18 protein-coding genes and 1 tRNA gene are annotated in these 19,799 nt (G+C 48.7%); 9 read left to right on the top strand and 10 right to left on the bottom strand.

The window, feature by feature from the left end:
* Nucleotides 1–31: 31 nt before the first annotated feature.
* The 7 genes from Y697_RS04250 to Y697_RS04220 form a co-directional block, all read right to left on the bottom strand.
* Nucleotides 32–1,114 carry a DUF362 domain-containing protein gene (locus Y697_RS04250; protein WP_121550446.1) on the bottom strand — a complete coding sequence of 361 codons (1,083 nt, stop codon included), beginning with the start codon at nucleotides 1,112–1,114 and terminating at the stop codon, nucleotides 32–34.
* Nucleotides 1,115–1,127: 13 nt separating this feature from the next.
* Nucleotides 1,128–1,499, bottom strand: coding sequence for a multidrug efflux SMR transporter (locus tag Y697_RS04245; RefSeq protein ID WP_014730651.1), 372 nt, complete (start codon nucleotides 1,497–1,499; stop codon nucleotides 1,128–1,130).
* A gap of 13 nt (nucleotides 1,500–1,512) precedes the next feature.
* On the bottom strand, nucleotides 1,513–2,457 hold the full coding sequence (locus Y697_RS04240; RefSeq protein ID WP_183083705.1) for a decaprenyl-phosphate phosphoribosyltransferase: 945 nt from the start codon (nucleotides 2,455–2,457) through the stop codon (nucleotides 1,513–1,515).
* A 60-nt stretch (nucleotides 2,458–2,517) separates the two neighbouring features.
* Nucleotides 2,518–4,896 carry an HD domain-containing phosphohydrolase gene (locus Y697_RS04235; RefSeq protein WP_121550444.1) on the bottom strand — a complete coding sequence of 793 codons (2,379 nt, stop codon included), beginning with the start codon at nucleotides 4,894–4,896 and terminating at the stop codon, nucleotides 2,518–2,520.
* A gap of 110 nt (nucleotides 4,897–5,006) precedes the next feature.
* Nucleotides 5,007–5,984, bottom strand: a complete 978-nt coding sequence (locus Y697_RS04230) for a 2-hydroxyacid dehydrogenase (protein ID WP_121550443.1) — start codon at nucleotides 5,982–5,984, stop codon at nucleotides 5,007–5,009.
* Nucleotides 5,981–6,418, bottom strand: a complete 438-nt coding sequence (locus Y697_RS04225; protein ID WP_014730648.1) for a GNAT family N-acetyltransferase — start codon at nucleotides 6,416–6,418, stop codon at nucleotides 5,981–5,983. Before Y697_RS04225 ends, Y697_RS04230 begins: the two co-directional genes overlap by 4 nt.
* 392 nt (nucleotides 6,419–6,810) lie before the next feature.
* The gene (locus Y697_RS04220; protein WP_099772131.1) at nucleotides 6,811–8,028 is read right to left on the bottom strand and encodes an MFS transporter; all 1,218 of its coding nucleotides are present in this window, start codon (nucleotides 8,026–8,028) and stop codon (nucleotides 6,811–6,813) included.
* A gap of 193 nt (nucleotides 8,029–8,221) precedes the next feature.
* Here Y697_RS04220 and Y697_RS04215 point away from each other — a divergent pair, with 193 nt between their 5' ends.
* From Y697_RS04215 to Y697_RS04200, 4 genes are all read left to right on the top strand, one after another.
* Nucleotides 8,222–8,644, top strand: a complete 423-nt coding sequence (locus Y697_RS04215; RefSeq protein ID WP_121509826.1) for a MarR family winged helix-turn-helix transcriptional regulator — start codon at nucleotides 8,222–8,224, stop codon at nucleotides 8,642–8,644.
* A 50-nt stretch (nucleotides 8,645–8,694) separates the two neighbouring features.
* Nucleotides 8,695–10,419, top strand: coding sequence for an ABC transporter ATP-binding protein (locus Y697_RS04210; RefSeq protein WP_121550442.1), 1,725 nt, complete (start codon nucleotides 8,695–8,697; stop codon nucleotides 10,417–10,419).
* Entirely contained in the window at nucleotides 10,412–12,259 is a 1,848-nt protein-coding gene (locus Y697_RS04205; protein ID WP_220665723.1) for an ABC transporter ATP-binding protein, read from the top strand. Before Y697_RS04210 ends, Y697_RS04205 begins: the two co-directional genes overlap by 8 nt.
* Nucleotides 12,260–12,399: 140 nt before the next feature.
* The gene (locus Y697_RS04200; protein ID WP_121550441.1) at nucleotides 12,400–12,861 is read left to right on the top strand and encodes an N-acetyltransferase; all 462 of its coding nucleotides are present in this window, start codon (nucleotides 12,400–12,402) and stop codon (nucleotides 12,859–12,861) included.
* On the opposite strand, the gene Y697_RS04190 is transcribed toward Y697_RS04200, so the two are convergent.
* From Y697_RS04190 to mnmA, 3 genes are all read right to left on the bottom strand, one after another.
* On the bottom strand, nucleotides 12,858–15,326 hold the full coding sequence (locus Y697_RS04190; RefSeq protein WP_259462305.1) for a vWA domain-containing protein: 2,469 nt from the start codon (nucleotides 15,324–15,326) through the stop codon (nucleotides 12,858–12,860). The genes Y697_RS04200 and Y697_RS04190 overlap by 4 nt on opposite strands.
* Nucleotides 15,327–15,484: 158 nt before the next feature.
* Nucleotides 15,485–15,560: transfer RNA gene (locus Y697_RS04185), tRNA-Pro, on the bottom strand.
* Between the two features lie 14 nt (nucleotides 15,561–15,574).
* Entirely contained in the window at nucleotides 15,575–16,630 is a 1,056-nt protein-coding gene (gene mnmA / locus Y697_RS04180; RefSeq protein WP_259462304.1) for a tRNA 2-thiouridine(34) synthase MnmA, read from the bottom strand.
* A gap of 16 nt (nucleotides 16,631–16,646) precedes the next feature.
* On the opposite strand from mnmA, the gene Y697_RS14565 reads away from it, so the two are divergent.
* Genes Y697_RS14565 through Y697_RS04160 form a run of 5 tightly spaced genes read left to right on the top strand, consistent with a single transcriptional unit; the run spans nucleotide 16,647 to nucleotide 19,765 of the window.
* Nucleotides 16,647–16,883 carry a hypothetical protein gene (locus tag Y697_RS14565; RefSeq protein WP_183083714.1) on the top strand — a complete coding sequence of 79 codons (237 nt, stop codon included), beginning with the start codon at nucleotides 16,647–16,649 and terminating at the stop codon, nucleotides 16,881–16,883.
* 36 nt (nucleotides 16,884–16,919) lie between these two features.
* A complete protein-coding gene (locus Y697_RS04175; protein ID WP_121550440.1) occupies nucleotides 16,920–17,642 on the top strand; it encodes a basic amino acid ABC transporter substrate-binding protein in 723 nt (240 codons plus the stop codon).
* Between the two features lie 49 nt (nucleotides 17,643–17,691).
* On the top strand, nucleotides 17,692–18,339 hold the full coding sequence (locus Y697_RS04170) for an amino acid ABC transporter permease (protein WP_121509822.1): 648 nt from the start codon (nucleotides 17,692–17,694) through the stop codon (nucleotides 18,337–18,339).
* A complete protein-coding gene (locus tag Y697_RS04165) occupies nucleotides 18,336–19,088 on the top strand; it encodes an amino acid ABC transporter ATP-binding protein (protein WP_121509821.1) in 753 nt (250 codons plus the stop codon). The genes Y697_RS04170 and Y697_RS04165 overlap by 4 nt, the downstream gene beginning before the upstream one ends.
* Before the next feature lie 14 nt (nucleotides 19,089–19,102).
* Complete coding sequence (locus tag Y697_RS04160; protein ID WP_121509940.1) at nucleotides 19,103–19,765, top strand: amino acid ABC transporter permease; 663 nt, start codon at nucleotides 19,103–19,105, stop codon at nucleotides 19,763–19,765.
* The last annotated feature ends 34 nt before the right edge of the window (nucleotides 19,766–19,799 follow it).

Below are 19,799 nucleotides of genomic sequence, written 5' to 3'. Positions count from 1 at the left end.
CCCAAGTTTTCATTCCCGTGTGAATTCTCTATCAATAGCTCTCCCACAAACGGCCCCAGGGGCTCTCTTTCTTCCACTCCTCGAAAATCTGAACGCCGTGCTTCTTCCACCAGTATTTATCATGATAGGTGTCTGAAGCGGCCACGAAGATTTTTACAAGCGGAGTGTGGAAGAAGAGTTTCTGAAAGACCTTCAAGGGACTGAACCAGAGAAGATCTCCGACTCTGCTCGCAAAGTTGTCTCCAACATGGAATTTCAAGTCGACACCGGAAATGTCATCTCCGACAAGTTCTATGTTCTCGGGCCTTCCATTTCCGAGCTCCTCTTCATCGGCTAGCCTTATGTATTTCAGATCCATCGGATTGAAGCCCATCATTTTCGCTGCGACGGCATCTATTGCGACCTGATCTTCGCTGGCAAGTATGTAGTCTGTTTTCACGGGAATCACTGTCCTCGGTCCCGGCCCATTCCCTGCTGTCGTGCCGTCCATGAAAGCGAACAGACCCGAGTGTATCTCCTTCTGTATCTTCAGCAAGTCAACCAGAGTTTCGTGTATCCATGAATGAGTGTAATGCCTCTTCACATTGAGAAGACCGCCGAATGCGTTTTTCATCGCACCTGTGGTCGTCGTATAGATGTGGCACTTCATCGTCGGAAGCTGAACGATATTTTTCCCGAAGAAGTAGTCGGGCAGTCTCAGTCCTTCAGGGTATATCTTCGGAAGTATTCTCAGTTTGCTCTTGGGCGTATATTCTACCCATGACATATTTTCCGGTTCGAAGTTGTAAAGGATCGTGATACCGTACTTTTCGTAGATGATATCATACTTGTTCTGCTTTTCTCCGTACTTTGGTCTCGTGACCACGGTTTTGTTCTCCACAGCAACTATTTCGCCGAAGCCTTCTTCTTTCAGAGCCAGTACGGCACCTTCCAGCTGCCAGGGCGTGCTGTTTGCGCCGGGCATCGGAAGGTGCCATGATATGTTGTCTTTCAAGATTGTCGTGGCGCTTCCGTCCATGGCCTCTTTCATTCCGGCAAGTTTTGCAAGCCTTATATAGTCATCGAGAACTCTTTCCGGACTCGTCTTTATAACTGCGACTTTCGTTTTTTTCATTTTAGTGCCTCCATTATTTGGCCATCGCTACCAGCCATATGCCGAGGGCGATTACGGCTATGCCCACTATCTTCATCACGCTGAGCCTTTCATCAAAGAGGAATACTGCGACCACGGTCACTATTGCAAATCCGGCACTCGTCATTATGGGATATGCCACTCCCAGTTTCATCCTCGTAAGAACTACGCTGTAGAAGATAAAGGCTACCCCGAATGAGAGAAGCCCCAGCCAAACGCTGATGTTTGTGATTGAATTGACTAGCATCCCTTTGAGTCCGACACTGTTGATGTCAGGCGCGTTCTGCATTCCGTGTTTCAGCAGGATGTTTGCCCCGGCATTGAATACTATTGCTACTAGAAGTACTATACCTTCGGTTATATTCACAACTGTTCCCTCTTCACATCCAGATTGGAAAGTAAATCAAAAGCATCACAGACACAATCCACAATAAGACGGTTAGCGCTATTCCTCTGTCTCTGGTCACAACTTCTGTTGGATCGCCTTCGCCGTTTCTGAAAAGGAGAAGAAGATACCTGAAGACTCCATAAGTTACAAAGGGCACAGTGTAAACCAGCTTATCAGTGCTGAATTTCTCTATCACCTGCGGATCGAGACAGTAAAGCGTGTATGAGATTATCGAGATAGATGCGGTTGCGATCATGAGATAGTCAAGATACTTATCATCATACAATGTCAGTACTTTCCGATGGTTGTTGCTCTCTTCCTTCAGGGTAAGCAGTTCATTTCTCCTCTTTCCGAAACCCAGGAAGAGAGAGAGGAAAAACGTCGTAACGACTATCCAGCCCGTCGGGCTTGTCTCAATCGCATACGCCCCGGCCATTACTCTTATCACAAAACCGGCAGAAATGCAGAAGGCGTCTATCAAGACCACGTCCTTGCCTTTCAATGTGTAGAAGAGATTCTCGACAACATACAGCAACAGAAAAACCAGTGCCAGATATGGAAGGAAGAGAGCGACCAGGACGGCAAGTGTCGCCAGAACGCCAGCGAGTATCCAGGCATCTCTCAACTTGATCTCACCGGAAGCCACAGGTCGATTCTTCTTTCTTGAGTGATGACTATCGCTCTCGCGGTCTCTAATGTCGTTAAAAACATAGACACTGCTCGAAATGAGACAGAAGGCTATGAAGATCAGAAAAGCTCTCAGAAGAGAGGTTAAGTCAGTAAGGTTAGACGAAAAAATCAGCGGAGCGAAGACAAAGAGATTCTTCAGCCAGTGACGTATTCTTATGAGCCTCAAAACCATAGCAAAATTGATCATCAACATCTCCCACAAGAAATCCGCGATTCCTTTTCCAGTTGAATCCTCTGCAGACAACATCAAGCCCTCATATATTAACATAACGGGATACGATACCGAAAACGCCGCTCTTGTTAAGAATCAATCTGAGAAGGAGAAGCCCTCATCGAATACCTCCAGACATGCATCCACAACTTCGGGATCAAAGAGCTTCCCTTTACCGCTTCGAATTTCATCGAGGGCCGACTGAAGACCAAACGAAGGTCTGTAAGGTCTGTGGGAGGAGATCGCTTCAACCACATCGGCAACTGCGATTATTCTGGCCTCCAGTATTATTTGATCTCCGGAGATGCCTTCCGGGTATCCGCTTCCGTCAAGTCTCTCGTGATGCTGATAGATTGCGTCGGCCACTGGCCAGGGAAATTCGATATCTTTGAAAAGCTCTCGCCCCGCAGTCGGGTGGAGCTTGATCAAATCGAACTCAAGATTGGTCAGCCTTCTTGGTGTATTGAGTATCTCCGCGGGCACCTGTATCTTTCCCACATCATGAATCATCGCCGAAAGTCTAAGTCCCGTAAGACTGTTCTCTTCGAATCCCAGCTTTCTTCCTATTGCAACTGAAAGCTCTGCCACTCTCCTTTGATGACCGGAGGTATAAGGATCCCTGAGATCTACGGCCGAAGCGAGTACATTCACCGATGCCTCCATCGTCTTTGAAACAATCTCCAGACTCTCTCTTAGCTCTTCGGTACGTTTTCCGACTTCTCTTTCAAGATGGAAGCTTCGGTTACCCAGTGACCCAATCAGAATCGCAAGCGACAGAGTTACGGTCAGTCCGATCGCGAGAATGAAGATCCAGTTGTTTATGGGATAAACGATGCCAAAGTCCGGCCCCGGATGGGCGAGAATCACAAAGAGCCGCCCGAACAACATTACCGGGACGGCAATGATATGCCGATTTTCCGGATAGTGCCATATGGAAGTCTCCGCTGACTCATAAACATGAGAATCCGATTCCTGCGCCGAAGAAAACAGAAGTACCGGGTTCCCGCCCGAGCCAATCTGGTAAAGCCCAAGTATAACGGTTGGATCTCCGTCACTGGGGAGAATCGGAACGGCACTGTGAAATGCGTGCGAATGAAAGATAGCCCCTACGAACCCTGCATGACCTTGCGCGCTCTCCGCCAGAATCGGTTTGAAGACAAAGAAGTGGAGGTCTTTCTCTTCGTCCGTCGGAATCACGACAGGGTCGCTTGCCCACATCAGCTTTGAACCAGCTGCCTCTTCAATAACTTCGTGGGCCGACCCGAGAGATCCCAGGTCCAGTCCAAGCAGATTTCTGTTGCTCTCTAGAGGCTCAATGTACTGTATCGGGTAATATGACTCGCGATAAGGAACTCTTTCCTTTGCGCCAGAATTACCCGCTTCCCAGACGAAGAAGTCCGGAAAGCCTTCCCTTCTGATGCCTTCTTCGAACGACTCTATCCCGCTCGATGAAACACTCTCAATCCAGAACCAGGAAATCAGTTCGTTGTTTTTCGAGAGCGAACCTACGTAGTTCCGGAACTCCTGCCTGCCGACAAAACTGCTTGACTCAAAGAACCTGGCAAGAGCCTCGACCTGAAAGTCTCTAGTATTCTTCATCGCCCTTGAAAGCGAAGTTACATGAGTTGCGGCCAGATCGGCGAAGGCATCGTTCCGCGCCGCCTCTTGCCTGTCACGAACTAGAGATGAGACCATGACGGTGGCAGCGAATCCAAATGCGGCAAAGACGATCGCCTCAAGGTACCTTTGAACTCTCTTTCCCTTCTTCTCTTGTGACAGCTTGCCTCTACGGATGATGAAGAATCCCGAAAGTATCGCCATCAGCACCAGAACCAGAGAGAAGACGGCCGGTTTGATCGCATACGATAGAACGGTTTTCCAGAAGTCATTGGCCTCAACGTCTATTCCGAGCACGGCAAGCAGTCTTCCCGAATTCTCATCAATAACGGGAACCATCACCGATACCCATGTTCCCCAGCTGTCAGTAATTACTGGCAGCACTTTCGCCTTCTTCTCCCGAAAGACCTCGAGATCGTACTCGGTTGCATCGGCGTAAATGTCCCCTGGAAGAGATTCGTCATCTGAACCGTGCGGCTCGGAATCAATGAAGAAGAACAACTCTCCATTTTCCTTCTGTCCCATCAGGTAGATGAAGCGGTATTCCGGAAATAGCGCACATTCCTGCTCCAGTTGGCTCTTCAGTCTCCAGTATTCGGGCTTGTCTAGATCATCTATACTCCCTGAAAGCCTCGAGAGTTCGTCCAAATTGAGACCGCTCTGGACAAATCTACCCTGTCTCAAAAGCCTGTCCGAAAATTCCCTTCTTCCCCTGGCTATCTCGGCAAATGAAAGCAGAACCCCCAGAAGAAGGATTAGAACGACGGAAATAACGACGACAGCAAAGCCCAACAGACCGGCAGCAAAGCCAGTCAGTCTTCTGGAAAGTCTAGAGCCGGCACCTCTTATCAAAGGCATTTATGGACACCCCTCATCGAAAAGCTTTCTCGACCAGATTTTAACACAGGACATCTCTTCAACCGAAACATGCACTGGCGAAGAGATAGCGACTTCCCCTCTACAGCCGGCTAGTACAGTTCGTCAAGATCGATCTCTTCCTCCGGCCTTCCCTTAAGAAGAAAACTCTCAATGTTTTTCAAGGCGCCATTCACCATGGACTGCATACTTTCTACCGACCAGCTTCCGACGTGCGGAGACATGACTACATTGGAAAACCTATGAATTGGATATCTCGATGGAAGTGTTGCGGGCCGATCACTCGAGGGATACTCGTACCAGACATCTATTGCCGCGCCGGCGAGAGTTCCGCTTTTCAGAGCATCGTACAGTGCCTTCTCCTCGATTACTCTTCCCCTGCTCACATTTACCAGATATTTGCCCTCCATCTGACTTAGCAGATCGGAACCGATGATCCCCGCTGTCTTTTTCGTCAGCGGAAGAGCAACGAAGACGAGATCACCGGCCCGAACGGCATCTTGAATATCGTCTGTCACTCTCTTCACGTAAGGGAACTCGCCGCCGGAGGTTCTTTTGAATCCCGTTATTTCGCATTCAAAGCCGCTGATCAGTTTTGCTATCGCCTGCCCGATCTTGCCCAGGCCGAGAACAGAGCACCGCTTCCCGATGATGGAATACCAGGTCGCCTCCTTATTGGATGGCCGACCCAACCATACCCCCTGCGCAAGATCGTTATGAAGTTCGACAACTCTTCCCGTAACAGCTAAGGCTAGAGCTACGGCCCTTTCGGCAACGACCTCGGCATTCTCATGGGTGTTTGAAACGATGACGCCACGTTCTCTTAACCGTTCAAGTGGAAGACCATCAACACCGGTCCAGGGAACGACGACCATTCTGAGATTTCTGGCCTTATCGAGGTCGGCTTGCGAAAGATTTCCCTTTACTATTACCTCGGCATCGGAAATATGGGCTTTCGGATCGCTGTCGCTGGAGTACGAGATGAAAGAGTGTTCGGGAAATGCTCTTGCAAGCTCTTCAACCTTTCCTTCCCAGTATCTGTCAAGTCTATTCAGGAATAAGATCTTCACGTTTCTAACCTCCCACGGGATTTTGCGCGAGAAAATCGGAGTTTGTAGCGAACCAAACCGTTCTGAGTCTGGACTTCGTTCACAACGATGAACCCTATCTTCTCATAAAAACCGACGGCATCTTCATCTGTCCACACTGCAAGAGTATCTATCATGAAGGAATTTATCATTGTCTTTATCAGTGTGCTGCCGAAGCCGCTCCTTCGCTTGTCTTTCCTGACGGCAAGATGCAGAAGCTCGGGCTCTTCAAGCTCATGGAGCTTCAAACCGGCTACAGCAACTATGCTTCCTCCCTGTCTCATCACAAAGAGCCTTCTCTCCGGAGCCTGATACATCTTCAATACTTCGTCGGACTGCTCCGGTCTTCCCAGACAACCAGAAAAAATCTCTATGAACCTTCCGGGAAGATTATCGAACTCGACTTCCTTAATCATTTTTCAACTCCTTGCTTTCTGAATCTGCCGCCCGAGATCGGAAGCATTCTCAAGCGATATCTCGGTTGGCCTCAGCTCAATCTCTCAGACCTTCGCGAAGACAAAGCAGAACCAGCTTCACTTTCAAATTCAATTGTATCTCATCTACAATTCTAACATTTGGCCAAACAGGTGAAGCGAGTCGATGCTCTTCAAAATGATTTAACCGAGCTTCCCTAGCGCAAAATAGGGCAGCCAACACAACCCTGCCTCGATAGTTTTTCTTCTGATTCTTCTCATTTCGTAATCTCTAAGCTCCTGGACAGCAAGAAAATTGAAGTTCTGCTAAGGTGAAAGGCCAGTCATTGGGAAGCCTCTAACGAGGATTTGAGCCGCGTAAAGCAGCGGTTACCTCATCCCAGGTCATCGGTGATGTCGATCTTCCTTATGAAATACACTCCCGAGGCGATCGCGATGCTGGAGACAACCAGAACGACCGGAAAGCCCAGAAGTCGCAGCACACTACCCAGAATCAGAGGAAGAAGAGCGGTCACAAGACTGAGCGCGCCCGATACACCTGTATACAAAGGTCTGTTCGTATCGTTGGAGATTTCTATAAGAAGCCACTCAAATCCGATCTTTCGTGCGCTCAGGGTTATACCTGAAAGGAAAAAGACTATAAGATAGAAGTCAGGAGAAGAGGCAGATAGAAGATATGCAATTAGTGGAATAAAGCTGCCAATCGTTGCGCAGGTTATAAGCAGTCTTTTCAAACCTCTCCTCTTAAGAAAGCGATTCCATAGAACCCCGGCTCCAAGCATACCTATCATCTGAAACAGGAGAAAACTGCCCACATCGCTTCCGTTCAACCCGAAGCTGTCCTTCGCCAGGAGAACATAAAACGGGATCAAGACCAATCCGAAGCCTGTCACGTTGTTGAAGACGATGTAGTTAAGCAGGTTCGCATCGTTCTTCAGTGTTTTTGGAATGCTCTTCATGATCTTCCAGAAGCCGGGAATTTCACTTCCCTGAACCTCCCTCTCCCGTACTCCCGCGAATCCAAGCGAAGCAACGAACAGCGAACTCCCTCCAATGAAGAACATCAGCGAATAGTTGACCGGATAACTCACGTTTCCAACTATGTACTTTGCGACAAAGCCTCCGAGAAGTGACAAAGCGCTCCCGGCAATCTGTCTGTACGACATGAAACCGCGTCTATCCTGCTTCAATATTGACTGACCGAGCAGATGAGTGTAACTGATTCCCGCAAAGACTCCTCCAAAGGAAAAGACGGAGATTACGGAAAAAAGGAGTACGAGAAGAGCGGTGCCTCCGACAGGCGAAAGCAAGAGAAAGCCTATGGAGAAGAGGGCGCCGACTCTCAAATAGATGCCGAGAAGCAAATACGGTTTCTTCATCCGTTTCGACATAAGGTATCCAGCGAATGTCAATTGAGCCAGAAGAGGAATCCCCGTCGAAATTGCGGTAACGAGGCCTATTGCAAAGCTCCCTCCTCCTGCCGCCAGGATCATCGATGGAAGGACCGTGTTCACCTCAACAAAGGCCATTGTCAGCGCAAGAAACGAGGCGTGCCAAATAAAGCCCAAATAATGTCCTCTATCGCTTTCCAACTCTCACCTCAAAACATAAATCCGCCAATTCGTCCAGGCCCGATAATGAAAAGTATATCATCCGCCAATTCGACCGAAAGCGAACCGTCACCCTTCAAGGATTTGAATCTCCCCGTTCGAAGCAATGAAAAAAGAACCGAGATCTGTTAGAATTATTTAGCCGACTAAATACTTTTTATGTGAGGATGTAAAGATGAATGAGACCGGAAAACTGGATAGACTACTGATTGACGTCTGCAGGGCGAACTTCATGAAGAAGCGCTCTATTTTCTCCAGGTTCGGTCTTCACAGAGGCCAGCCTCCACTGCTTTTCATTCTCTTCGAAAGGGATGGAAGGACTGTGGGGGATCTCTCAAAAGAGATGGGTCTTTCTCCTGCGACAGTCAGCAAGATGATTCAAAGAATGGAGCTGTCCGGCTTTGTCCACAAAAGGCAGGATAAATCGGATATGAGAATCTTCAGGATCTACTTGACGGCAAAAAGCAGAGAGATTGAGGGAGAACTCGAGAAAACGATGCTCGATGTAGAAAGACAAACTTTTTCCGCATTTTCTGCAGAGGAGCGCGACCTGCTCGAGCGGTTCTTGAGAAAACTAAAGGAAAGCCTTTCGAAGTGATAATCTTGACCCGACCTACCTAAACAACGGAATGCGGGGTGGAAGACTAGATGAAAAGACTGTTCAAGTTTTTGAAGCCTTACTGGATCTTTGTCGTTCTGGCTCCTCTGGCAATGTTTCTCGAAGTTGCCATAGATCTTTTTCAGCCAAAGCTTCTTGAGGAAATCATAGACGTAGGTATCATGAATCAGAATCTTGACGTAGTCGTGAGCGCAGGAACGAAGATGCTGATAATTACCTTCATCGGTGTGCTGGGAGGAATCGCCTGCGTCATATTTTCAACCCTGGCTGCTCAGAATGCCGGGGCAGATATACGGCGAAGCGTTTTCACAAAGGTTCAGTATCTCTCATTTGCTAAACTCGACAAGTTCGGGACAGGCTCACTTATTACGAGAATCACAGACGATATAGTCCAGTTTCAACAGTTTATAATGATTTTGCTGAGAATGTTTGTGAGGGCACCGATGCTTTTCATTGGAAGCTTGATCATGTCCTTGCTGATTAGCTGGAAACTCTCTCTCATATTCCTGGTTGTCATTCCGCTCGTTACTTACCTGACTTTCGCGATCATGAAAAGGGTCTTGCCTCTCTTTTCCCGCGTTCAGAAGGAGATGGACAATGTCAATACACGGGTCAGGGACAATCTCCTGGGAATAAGAGTCGTCAAATCCTTCGCATCCTCCAGGTTCGAATCGAGCAAGTTTGAAGATGCAAACGAGAAATATACACAGATAGCTATGAAAGCTGCGAGGACCATGGTAATCATCATGCCGCTTCTTTCACTGATACTGAACCTTGGAATCGTTGCAGTGATCTGGTTCGGAGGCATTCAAGTCGAAGCCGGAGGGATGCAGACGGGCCAGATAATGGCATTCGTAAACTATCTGGGAAGAATGCTCATGTCGATGATGATGATCGGAATGATGCTCGTATTTGTCTCCAGGGCGCAGGCCTCCGCCAAGCGAGTGGCCGAAGTCCTTGAAGAGAGCGAAGAAGAAGATGTGAAGGCGGGCATATCCCATGACCTTAGGGGTCCGATTGTCTTTGAGAATGTTGACTTCAGCTACGATGGTGGAGGCAACAAGATTCTCCACAATCTAAGCTTTACGATCAATCAAGGTGAGACGGTCGCTTTTCTTGGCGACACGGGATCGGGCAAATCGTCCCTGGTCAGTCTTCTGCCCCGGCTTTACGAAGTAGATTCCGGTAAAATCCTTCTGAATGGAATAGATATTAAGGAGATTTCACGCCACGAGTTGAGAAAGAACATATCCATGGTATTCCAGGAAGCCGTTCTCTTCTCAGGTAAGATCAAGGACAACATAAGTTACGGAAGGCCGGGTGCCAGTGACGAAGAAATCGCCAAGGCGGCCGAAGTTGCACAAATCGCAGACTTTGTCGATACTCTTCCAGAGAAATACGACGCCCGCCTGAGCCAGATGGCGACGAACCTCTCCGGCGGCCAGAAGCAGAGAATGGCGATCGCGCGGGCCGTAGCGATGAGATCGCCAATCCTAATCTTTGACGACAGTACGAGCGCTCTGGATGCAAAGACGGAGTCCGAGGTCATAAGGGCAATTGGCGAAGAGCTTGACTGCACTAAGATAATCATAGCCCAGAAGATAAGCTCAGTAGTAAATGCCGACAGGATATTCCTTCTGGATGATGGAAAGATAGCAGGAAGTGGAACCCACAAGCAACTGCTGAAGGAAAGCGATCTGTACAGGGATATCTACAGGTCTCAGTTTGGTGAGGTAGGTGAAGTGAATGCCTGAAGAGAAGAAAGCGACTCAACCCGAAGTCACCATGCCCGCCGGCCCGGGGAGAGGCGGACCTGGAGCGGGCAGAGCGCGACCCGTTCAGAAGCCAAAGAACTCGAAGCAGACCGTTCTGAGACTAGTAGGATACTTCAGAAATGAGAAGAAAGGTCTGATACTTGCAATAGCATTTACGATACTGGCCACCGGTGCAAGCGTCTTCGGTCCCTTTCTTCTGGGAGTAGCTATCGACAAATACATGCTCGTGGGCGACATGGCCGGTCTCGCAATGATTTCGATTGTCATGGCGGCAGTCTACATATCTTCATCTTTCTTCCTCTGGCTACAGGGCTATACAATGGTTGGAGTTGCGCAGAGAAGCATAAGGAGACTCAGGCAAGACCTCTTCGACAAATTTCAAACGCTGCCAGTCAAGTTCTTCGATACTAAGCCTCACGGAGAACTGATGAGCAGACTGACCAACGATATAAACAACATTTCCCATACTCTTAGTGAAAGCGTTACTCAGCTAGTTAGCAGTCTTCTGACTCTTGTCGGGATAGTAGTCATCATGTTTTTTCTCAATCCGATCCTGGCACTGGTCGCGATGTCTACCGTTCCATTCGTTATGATTGTTACGGCCATAATTGCGAAACAGAGCAGAAAGAACTTCCTCGCTCAACAGAAGGCTCTTGGCGAACTCAACGGTTACGTCGAAGAGAGGATCTCCGGAGCCAAAGTCGTGAAAGCCTACGGCAGGGAAGAGTCGACCGTTCAAGAATTCCAGAGTATAAACGAGTCTTATCGCAGGTCTGCAATTATGGCCCAGATATTCGCAGGCTCCTTCGGACCGATAATGAATATGGTAAACAACTTCGGTTATGCAATAGTTGCCTTTGCCGGAGGGTGGATGTCCGTGAAGGGGATACTCTCTGTCGGATTGGTCGCCAGCTTCATCGTATATGTCGGCCAGTTCAACCGACCGATAAATCAGATAGCACAGATGTTCAATGCGATTCAGGCGGCTCTAGCGGGGGCCGAGAGGGTCTTCGAAATTCTTGATGAAAAAGGGGAAAAGAGAGCGGAAGAGACCTTCTTCCCGCAGAAGATCGAGGGAGAAGTAACGCTTGAAGAAGTTGACTTCAGTTACGACGGCAAGACCATAGTATTGAAGGATGTCTCTCTCACGGCCGAGCCAGGGCAGATCATCGCGCTGGTGGGACCGACGGGAGCAGGCAAGACCACGATCGTGAATCTCCTTACGAAGTTCTACGACATAGAGGACGGAAAAATCATGATAGACGGTCATGATATATCTAGCTTCGACAGAGAGCAGCTTAGAAGAGAGCTCGGCATTGTTCTGCAGGATACACAGCTGTTTATGGGCACCATAAAGGACAATATTCGCTATGGAAGACAGGAAGCTTCAGATGAAGAGATTATAGAGGCCGCAAAGATGGCAAACGCCCATCACTTCATAATGGGGCTGCCGGAAGGGTATGAAACTGTTCTATCCTCCAGCGGGGACACCATCAGCCGCGGGCAGAGGCAGCTGCTGGCGATCGCTAGGATAATGCTCATAGATCCCCAGATACTAATACTCGATGAAGCTACTAGCAATGTCGACACCAGAACGGAGATGCACATTCAGGAGGCGATGCGGAATCTGATGAAGGACCGCACCAGCTTCGTTGTGGCCCACAGACTCAGTACAATCAAGAACGCGGACAGAATTTACGTGATCGACAATGGAAGGATAATAGAAAGCGGCACTCACGATGAGCTGATCCGTATGAAGGGTTTCTATTACAGTCTCTACACAACCCAGCTGGCCCTTCCGGGACATGATGTGGCTTGAGCGCAACCCGATGATATAATGCAGCATAGAAGAGCATTTTCGGCAAGGCCAGCCTGCCTAGGAATGTTTTCGGCGCTGCACGAATATTTGATCTTTGTTTCGACTGGAGCGAAATCTATCGTTAGACATCAGGAGGAGTCATGGAACATGCAGTTAGATTCGAAGAGATCACGGAGGAGACGGTGCTCGACGCTATCCGCTTGAGTGGCACGCTGCTCGAAGGACAGGAAAGGGCCGTGGCCTCAAATGCAGTTTCGATAGCTCAAGCCCACTTCGCAAAGAACGCCTGGTTTCGGGCGATCTATGCTGGAGATGACATGGTGGGCTTCATTATGCTGGATTTCACGCCCGATCCGAGAATGAAAGATTTCAAGCATGCCTCTATGTGGCGCTTCATGATCGGCGGCAAGTATCAGAAGATGGGATATGGAAGAGACGCTATCCTCTTGTTGATTGAGTATCTCAAGGCCCAGGGTTATGAGAAACTCTTCACCTCATGCGTCGTCAATGAACCTTCTCCGCTCCAGTTCTACCTGAAGCTGGGCTTCGTCGATACTGGCGAGTGGGACGATGATGAAAAGATACTGATGAGAGACCTCTAGTAACCGGCTTCGGAAAAGAGATAGTCGTTGACCCTATCGAGCTTTCCTGCCATCGTTGTAAGCTGATCGGCTTTCAGCGATACTTCATATGCCAGTGTAAGGAGACCTACGGCATCCAGCACATAAGAGAGCTTCGACAGCTCCTCTGCAATATCGCCGAGGACGGGGTTTTTGTGCTCCATGAGCCTCAAAAGCTCTACAATCAGAGGAACCGTCTCTTCGAAGATCTCGAGGATCGTTTCCCAGTTGTCTATTCTCTCATGTTCTCCGAGCACCTCGAACGACCAGTCTTGCAGAGGTCCCATCACTTTACTTCTCATGCTTGCGAAATCCCTGTTCATACTCCAGCTCGCAGCGTAGAGATCGAGATCTGAAATTGACAGTGAAGCCAGACGAGCCGCCCCCGACAGAGACTCCTCAAGCTCTCTTATTACCGGTTTTGTGAAATTGCGGTAAGTGAGGTCGGTGTAGACTACCTGCCGGATTTCATCCCTGACGCTTCCTTCATCCGAGTCTTCGCCGCCTCTTACCCATCCGACCATGTCGCCCTTTATTAGACTCAGAAGCTCCTCGGCCTTTGAAGGATCGGAAAGGTATGCCCTGAGCTTATCTTTCACGGCCTCAAGCACATCGTCGAGCAGGTCGTTTTTCACATAATCTACGAACTCATCCAGCAGTGCTTCGATTGATATCTGCTGTGCCACGCCGCTCCAGTTACCCGAGATAATGTCGGCGATGATCGAAGCGGTGGAGAGTATTATGTTCTTTGCAGAAGATATCATTGCGGCCACTTCCTCTGCATGCTGAACTATGCTCCTCGTATCACGCACCATCTGCAGTAGATCACTCTCTACTCTCTCCGATTCAATTGCCGCATAGGACATTCCATTGAGAAATGCCCCCACGGATACGTAGAATCTCTTCATAGCTTCCATTTCCCTTAGGTTCAGTCCGTCAGAAGCGATCGTACCCATCCATTTCAACGACTTTTCTGCAAACTCTTTAGATTCATTCACTGCGATCTCGTTGCTTACAAATTCATCCATGAGGCCTCTGATCTTAACCGACTCGAGAAATGCATCGCCCGTACGGGCAACAACAAAATCCGGTAACGCTTCTCCCTGAACGAATGAAATTTTTCCTGAACCATCTAGTCGAAGTGTGGAATAGCGGTGAGAGCTTCTTCCATATCCATAGAGTCTGTAGAGGTACTCTCCCGGATCGACCGACCGCAGTTGCAGAACCCCATCCTTCATAATATAGGTTTCGCTGAATGCTTTCAGGTCGCCCAACTCTCTCAGCAAATCCATTTCCAAGGCCTTGTCGGGCAACGCATTGCCCTCTTCGTCGAGAACGGGAAGATGGTAGTCCTCTGAACTCTGGAGATAGCCTTCTTCATCGAAAAATGGCGAATACGCCAAAGAGGCATGTTCATCACCCCATTTCACGTCCACTTCAACTTCGAAACCTTCTTTCCGATAGTAATCTGTAATCTCATCAAGACCGGATTTCCATGAGAGGTAATAAATCGATTCAGAAACGGGCAGTGCGTCGACTTCGATGAGATCCTGTTTGAATGGCCAGCCAAGAGAAACGGCCCCTGCCAGACGGTTGAAATTCGACTCGCTCAACGCGGGATTTATAAGCCTGTCATAATTCTCCATGTGCGCCAGTGCAGACTCCTCGGGCTGGAAGTATTTCAGCTCGATGCCCCTTTCTTCCAGCGCGATTTCCACGGCTCTTTTCGTGGCAACACTGCCTCCGGCGAAGTACCAGAATGGTCCGTAAACAGTCTCCGGAAGAGTGTCTGTAATGACCACCATAACTGCCCTGGAGTCTTCACGGAATTCAAGCTGACTTCCGAAGAGGATTGCGTCATAACTCCAGGTGTTTATGTGCCATTCACCGGCCGTTTCGATTTCCTCGATAGCGAGAAGAAGTTCGTCCCTTTCCATAACTCCGTAGAATGGATGGTCCGGTGACTTTCTTCCGGGCTCTTCCAGTGACGATGCTTCAAAGAGCAAAACCGCCACCCTGAAATCACTTGCATCCTCTTCGAGTCGATTCACGAATTCCTTCAGTTCTGACTTGATCGACTCGATTTGATCAGCCATTGAGCCAGTCGCATCGATCAGGAAGACCAGATCGATTTTCGAGGAAGATACTGATCTTTCCCAGAATCCAATGCCACCAAACTGGTCTTCTCTCTGCTCCGGAGCAATTTCGGCCTTTGACAAGACATTCCCGTACTCGTCTACGAGAGTCTCGGTTATGGTGAAGTCTTCAATTGAGAGTCCCGTGACGGGGATCTCTCCGTCTTTGACACTGACGGCGCAGCAAACTTCGTGAATGCCGTTGTAGCTGAAATCCCATATTTGCCAGCTTTTCAGTTCAAGCGTTCTCGAATAAACGGTTGTGATCAGAAGAAGTGAGAATAATAGAAACAGGAAGCCTATCCTTTTCACTAGATCCACCTCCAGATCGATCGATCAGAGGAGAAGACAAAGAGAACTACTCTCTGTAAGAATATTCTAGCAGATCAACTCAAACAAACGATCATCTGGAGAGTCTGCCGATTGCCCGGGCCCACAAAAAAGAGAAACAGACCCTAATGGGCCTGCTCTGGTCAGGAAGCGGGGACTTGAACCCCGGACCTCTGGTTCCCGAAACCAGCGTTCTACCAACTGAACTACTTCCTGTCTGGAAAATTCTATCACGTGTCGTCTCCACTTTCAAGAACGGAACTCCCTTCTATGAAGGCACTGCCAACCACGCGATCATCAATATAGAAGACGGCCAGCTGGCCGGGGGCTACTGCCCATACTTTTTCCGGGAAGTGCACTTTAAGCCTTTTGTCCGCCAGAACGTTGACGCTGGCAGGAACGGCTCTCATCGAGCTTCTTATCATGCAAAGGCATTCAAATCCATCACCCGGATCAATGTACCAGTTTGGATCCTTCGCTGTCAGCGACTCCGATATCAGGCTCTCTCTACGCGCCAGAACGAGCCTATTTCTTTCTAGATCTAGCCTCTTGACGTAATAGCGTTCCCCCCCGGAGACTCCTAGGCCCTTTCGCTGACCGACGGTGTATCCCGACAGTCCGTTATGTCTTCCCAACAGATTTCCATTTTCATCCGTTATGGATCCCGGCTTACCATCGATTCCCCGCGACTTCAGAAAGCTTCTGTAGTCTCCGTCGGGAATGAAACAGATCTCCTGAGAGTCCTTCTTCGAATGGACGGGAAGATCAATCCCCGAAGCCTCTTGCCTGACTTCTTCCTTCGTCATTTCACCCAGAGGAAAGAGAATGTCGTGCAGTTTGTGCTTCTTGATTCTCGAAAGAAAATAAGACTGATCCTTCGCTCTGTCAAGTGCTCTCGCCAAGAAAAGTGTTTCATCCAGGGAGACAAGTCTTGCGTAATGGCCTGTGGCTATCTTCTCTGCACCGAAAGAGAACATCTGCTCGAGCAGCAATCCGAATTTCATCGAATCGTTGCATACGACGCATGGATTTGGCGTCTCCCCGCTCATATAGGAAGTGGCGAAGTAATAGAGTATCCTTCTAAACTCCTCGCGCAAATCTACGATCTTCAGCTCAATGCCGAGATGGTCGGCGACGGCTTTTGCATCATCGACAGTCGCATTCGCGAGCGGGTTGCCCTCAAGAACTATCATGTGATAACCAATTACGTCGTTTCCCTGTCTAATCAATCGAGCGGCCGCGACGGCACTGTCGACACCGCCGCTCAATGCAATACCAATTTTCATCTCCATCACCATCACTATGTTAACAGTTGTTTTTGGCTCAAGTGTTTCTAAAGGGTATAATGTCAGTGGGAAATATCTCTTCGAGTCGGTGGATCGCATTGTAGTTTGGGTGCCGGTAGCGTTGAAAATGGTTAGCTCAGGCCGGTTTTTGAAGAGAGGTTTTTTGGGCACGATAATCGAAGCTCTCACATCACTTTGCATCAATTCTTTGCAGAAGATGAAAGAGAGGTTCTTGGTAATGAAAGCATCTTGATATACAATCACTTTATCTTCTATAAGGAGGGGTATTATGAAGAAAACTTTGTTAGTATTGCTCGCGCTGCTGATTTCAGTTGGCTTTGCATTTGGAGTCAAGTATGTGGTCGGCACAAGCGCAGATTTTCAGCCATTTGAATATGTAGAGAACGGAGAGTTCGTGGGGTTCGACATCGACCTAATCAAAGCGATCGCCGAGGAGATGGGCTTTGAGGTCGAAATAAGAGATATGAGTTTCGATTCTCTTATTGCAGCTCTCGTATCTGGAAATCTCGATCTCGTCGTCTCGGGAATGACGATTACTGCTGAAAGAGAAGAAGTTGTCTCTTTCTCGAAACCTTATTGGACTGCCGATCAAAGCGTAGTTGTGAGAGAAGACAGCGAAATGACCGTGACAGTTCTCTTCGGAAAGCATAACGTCGGTGTCCAGACTGGTACAACCGGTGATCTCTGGGTCGAGGAAAATCTTGTCGAGACAAAGATCCTTACGGGCGATTTCAAGAGATACGACACATACGTTCTTGCAATGACCGACCTGGTAAACAAGAACATCGATGCAATAGTCCTGGATGAACCGGTAGCAGAGAGCTTTGCTGAGGTAAGACCGGTAAAGGTCATTGGAGTAATCAAGACTTACGAAGACTACGGTATCGCAGTAAACAAGGCGAACAAGGATCTACTCAATCTCATAAACGAAGGCATTTCGAGACTTGAAGAGTCCGGAAAGCTCAATGAACTGAACCTCAAGCACTTCTGATTGAAGGGCGGAGGAAGTCATAGATAAACTCGGATTAATAGTTGATTCTTTGCCCGCTCTTCTGAAAGGAATGTGGGTAACACTTCAAATCACTTTTTTGACTCTGGGGTTGGGCCTTGTTCTGGCCCTCCCCATTTCTTTTGGCCAGGTCTACGGAAACAAGTGGATCAAGGCTTTCATTGCAGGCTATGAAAAGATCCTCAGAAGCATTCCGGAACTGGTAATTCTCTTTTTAATATTCTACGGGTTTCCGAGAATTGGAATCAGATTCTCCCCATTTGTCGCGGTAGTGATAGGACTGGGCTTCAGATCCTCCGCCTATCAGTCTCAGATCTTCCGGGGAGCAATAAACTCCGTCAGCTCGGCTCAAATGAGAGCTGCCAGATCACTGGGAATGACCAATCTTAAGGGATTCATAAATGTAGTCCTTCCCCAGGCAGTAAGGATCGCCCTGCCGCCATGGACAAACGAGTTCACGATAGTACTTAAAGATTCGTCACTGGCTTATGCGCTTGGAGTCACGGAGCTTCTTCGCCAGGGTGGATACATAATCGCTACGAAGTACGAACCGATGCTTATCTATCTCACGGTTGCCGTAATGTATTTCGTAGTGACGATCATTATCAACAAGACTCTGGGAAGCGTCGAGAAGCGGCTTGCTATACCTGGATTCGATGTAAAGGAGACGGTAAGATGAGCGAAAACAGAGTCGTATTGAGAGTCGAGAACCTTAAGAAATCTTTCGGAGACAAGGAGGTTCTCAAAGGCGTTTCATTCGATATGAATGAAGGCGAGACCAAGGTGATAATCGGCCCCAGCGGCACCGGCAAGAGCACTTTGCTCTCCTGCATAAACATGCTCGTGACTCCAGATGAAGGCAAAATATGGCTGGAAGAGGAAGAAGTGACTTCTGCAAAGAACATAAACAGGATTCGCCAGGAGATAGGTTTTGTCTTCCAGGACTTCGGTCTCTTCAATCATCTTACAGCTCTCAGGAACGTCATGGTCGGTTTGACCAAGGTCAAGAAGGTGGAGAAGGAGAAAGCAAAAGAGCTGGCGATGAAGGAACTCAAGAGAGTCGGGCTGGAGCGAGAGGCGAAGATGTATCCCGCACAGCTCTCGGGCGGTCAGAAGCAAAGAGTGGGTATCGCGCGCGCTCTAGCAATGCAGCCAAAGATAATCCTTTTTGACGAGCCTACGTCGGCACTCGACCCGGAACTGATCGGGGAAGTTCTCTCTGTTATGAAGAATCTTGCCGAAAGCGGGATGACGATGCTCGTAGTAACTCATGAAATGGGATTCGCCAGAACCGTATCGGATGAGATCATCTTCATGGAGCACGGCCATATAGTCGAACAGAGCTCTCCCGAAGAGATGTTCAAGAATCCCAAGAATCCCAGAACGAAGGAATTTCTCTTCAAGCTCAACGAGCTCTACGGGGAGTGAATGAATTGGAGAGAATGTGGAAGATAGTTGTAGACAACTGGCCGAAACTACTTGAGGGACTCGGCGTCACTCTTGAGATGACAATGATCGCCGTGGTGATTGGATTTGTGATCGGCGTGGTTTTGGCGATCGCAAGAGTGTACGGAAACAAGTTTTTCTACGGAATTTCGACCGCAATCATAGAGGTGATTAGGGGCACGCCGCTCCTCGTTCAGCTCTTCATTCTATACTACGGCCTTCCGCCACTTGGAGTGAACCTGTCGCCCTTCACGGCGGCGATTATCGGCTTTGCTATCAACAGCGGCTGTTACCAGGCCGAATACCTCAGGGGCTCAATACAGTCGATTGCCGGCAACCAGATGAAGGCCGCCAGATCTCTTGGAATGACTAAGAGACAGGCGATACTGCAGGTGATAATGCCTCAGGCCTTCAGAAGAGTCATCCCGGCTTGGACAAATGAATTCATCTACCTGCTGAAGTACACTTCATTGGCCTATATAGTCGGTGCGCCTGAACTGATGGCACAGGCGAAGTTCATCGCTTCGAGAAACTTCCAGTTCTTCGAAGTGTATCTCGTTGTCGCGATTATATATCTCGTGGTGGTTCTCTTCTTCACAAAGCTTTTCAGCATACTGGAGAAAAAAGTGGAGATTCCAGGTCTTGAATGGGTTAGATAGGCACGTTCTGCCGTCCATCGAGAGTCGTCGCAGA

It is taken from the genome of Mesotoga sp. BH458_6_3_2_1 (assembly GCF_003664995.1).
Classification (GTDB): Bacteria; Thermotogota; Thermotogae; order Petrotogales; family Kosmotogaceae; genus Mesotoga.
This window is presented reverse-complemented; position numbering and strand designations above follow the sequence as displayed.

Coding starts and splice junctions, on each gene's coding strand:
- Y697_RS04250 (WP_121550446.1), bottom strand. CDS start 1,114: ATGAAAAAAACGAAAGTCGCAGTTATAAAGACGAGTCCGGAAAGAGTT.
- Y697_RS04240 (WP_183083705.1), bottom strand. CDS start 2,457: ATGTTGTCTGCAGAGGATTCAACTGGAAAAGGAATCGCGGATTTCTTG.
- Y697_RS04235 (WP_121550444.1), bottom strand. CDS start 4,896: ATGCCTTTGATAAGAGGTGCCGGCTCTAGACTTTCCAGAAGACTGACT.
- Y697_RS04225 (WP_014730648.1), bottom strand. CDS start 6,418: ATGATTAAGGAAGTCGAGTTCGATAATCTTCCCGGAAGGTTCATAGAG.
- Y697_RS04215 (WP_121509826.1), top strand. CDS start 8,222: ATGAATGAGACCGGAAAACTGGATAGACTACTGATTGACGTCTGCAGG.
- Y697_RS04210 (WP_121550442.1), top strand. CDS start 8,695: ATGAAAAGACTGTTCAAGTTTTTGAAGCCTTACTGGATCTTTGTCGTT.
- Y697_RS04205 (WP_220665723.1), top strand. CDS start 10,412: ATGCCTGAAGAGAAGAAAGCGACTCAACCCGAAGTCACCATGCCCGCC.
- Y697_RS04200 (WP_121550441.1), top strand. CDS start 12,400: ATGGAACATGCAGTTAGATTCGAAGAGATCACGGAGGAGACGGTGCTC.
- mnmA (WP_259462304.1), bottom strand. CDS start 16,630: ATGAAAATTGGTATTGCATTGAGCGGCGGTGTCGACAGTGCCGTCGCG.
- Y697_RS14565 (WP_183083714.1), top strand. CDS start 16,647: ATGTTAACAGTTGTTTTTGGCTCAAGTGTTTCTAAAGGGTATAATGTC.
- Y697_RS04175 (WP_121550440.1), top strand. CDS start 16,920: ATGAAGAAAACTTTGTTAGTATTGCTCGCGCTGCTGATTTCAGTTGGC.
- Y697_RS04165 (WP_121509821.1), top strand. CDS start 18,336: ATGAGCGAAAACAGAGTCGTATTGAGAGTCGAGAACCTTAAGAAATCT.
- Y697_RS04160 (WP_121509940.1), top strand. CDS start 19,103: ATGTGGAAGATAGTTGTAGACAACTGGCCGAAACTACTTGAGGGACTC.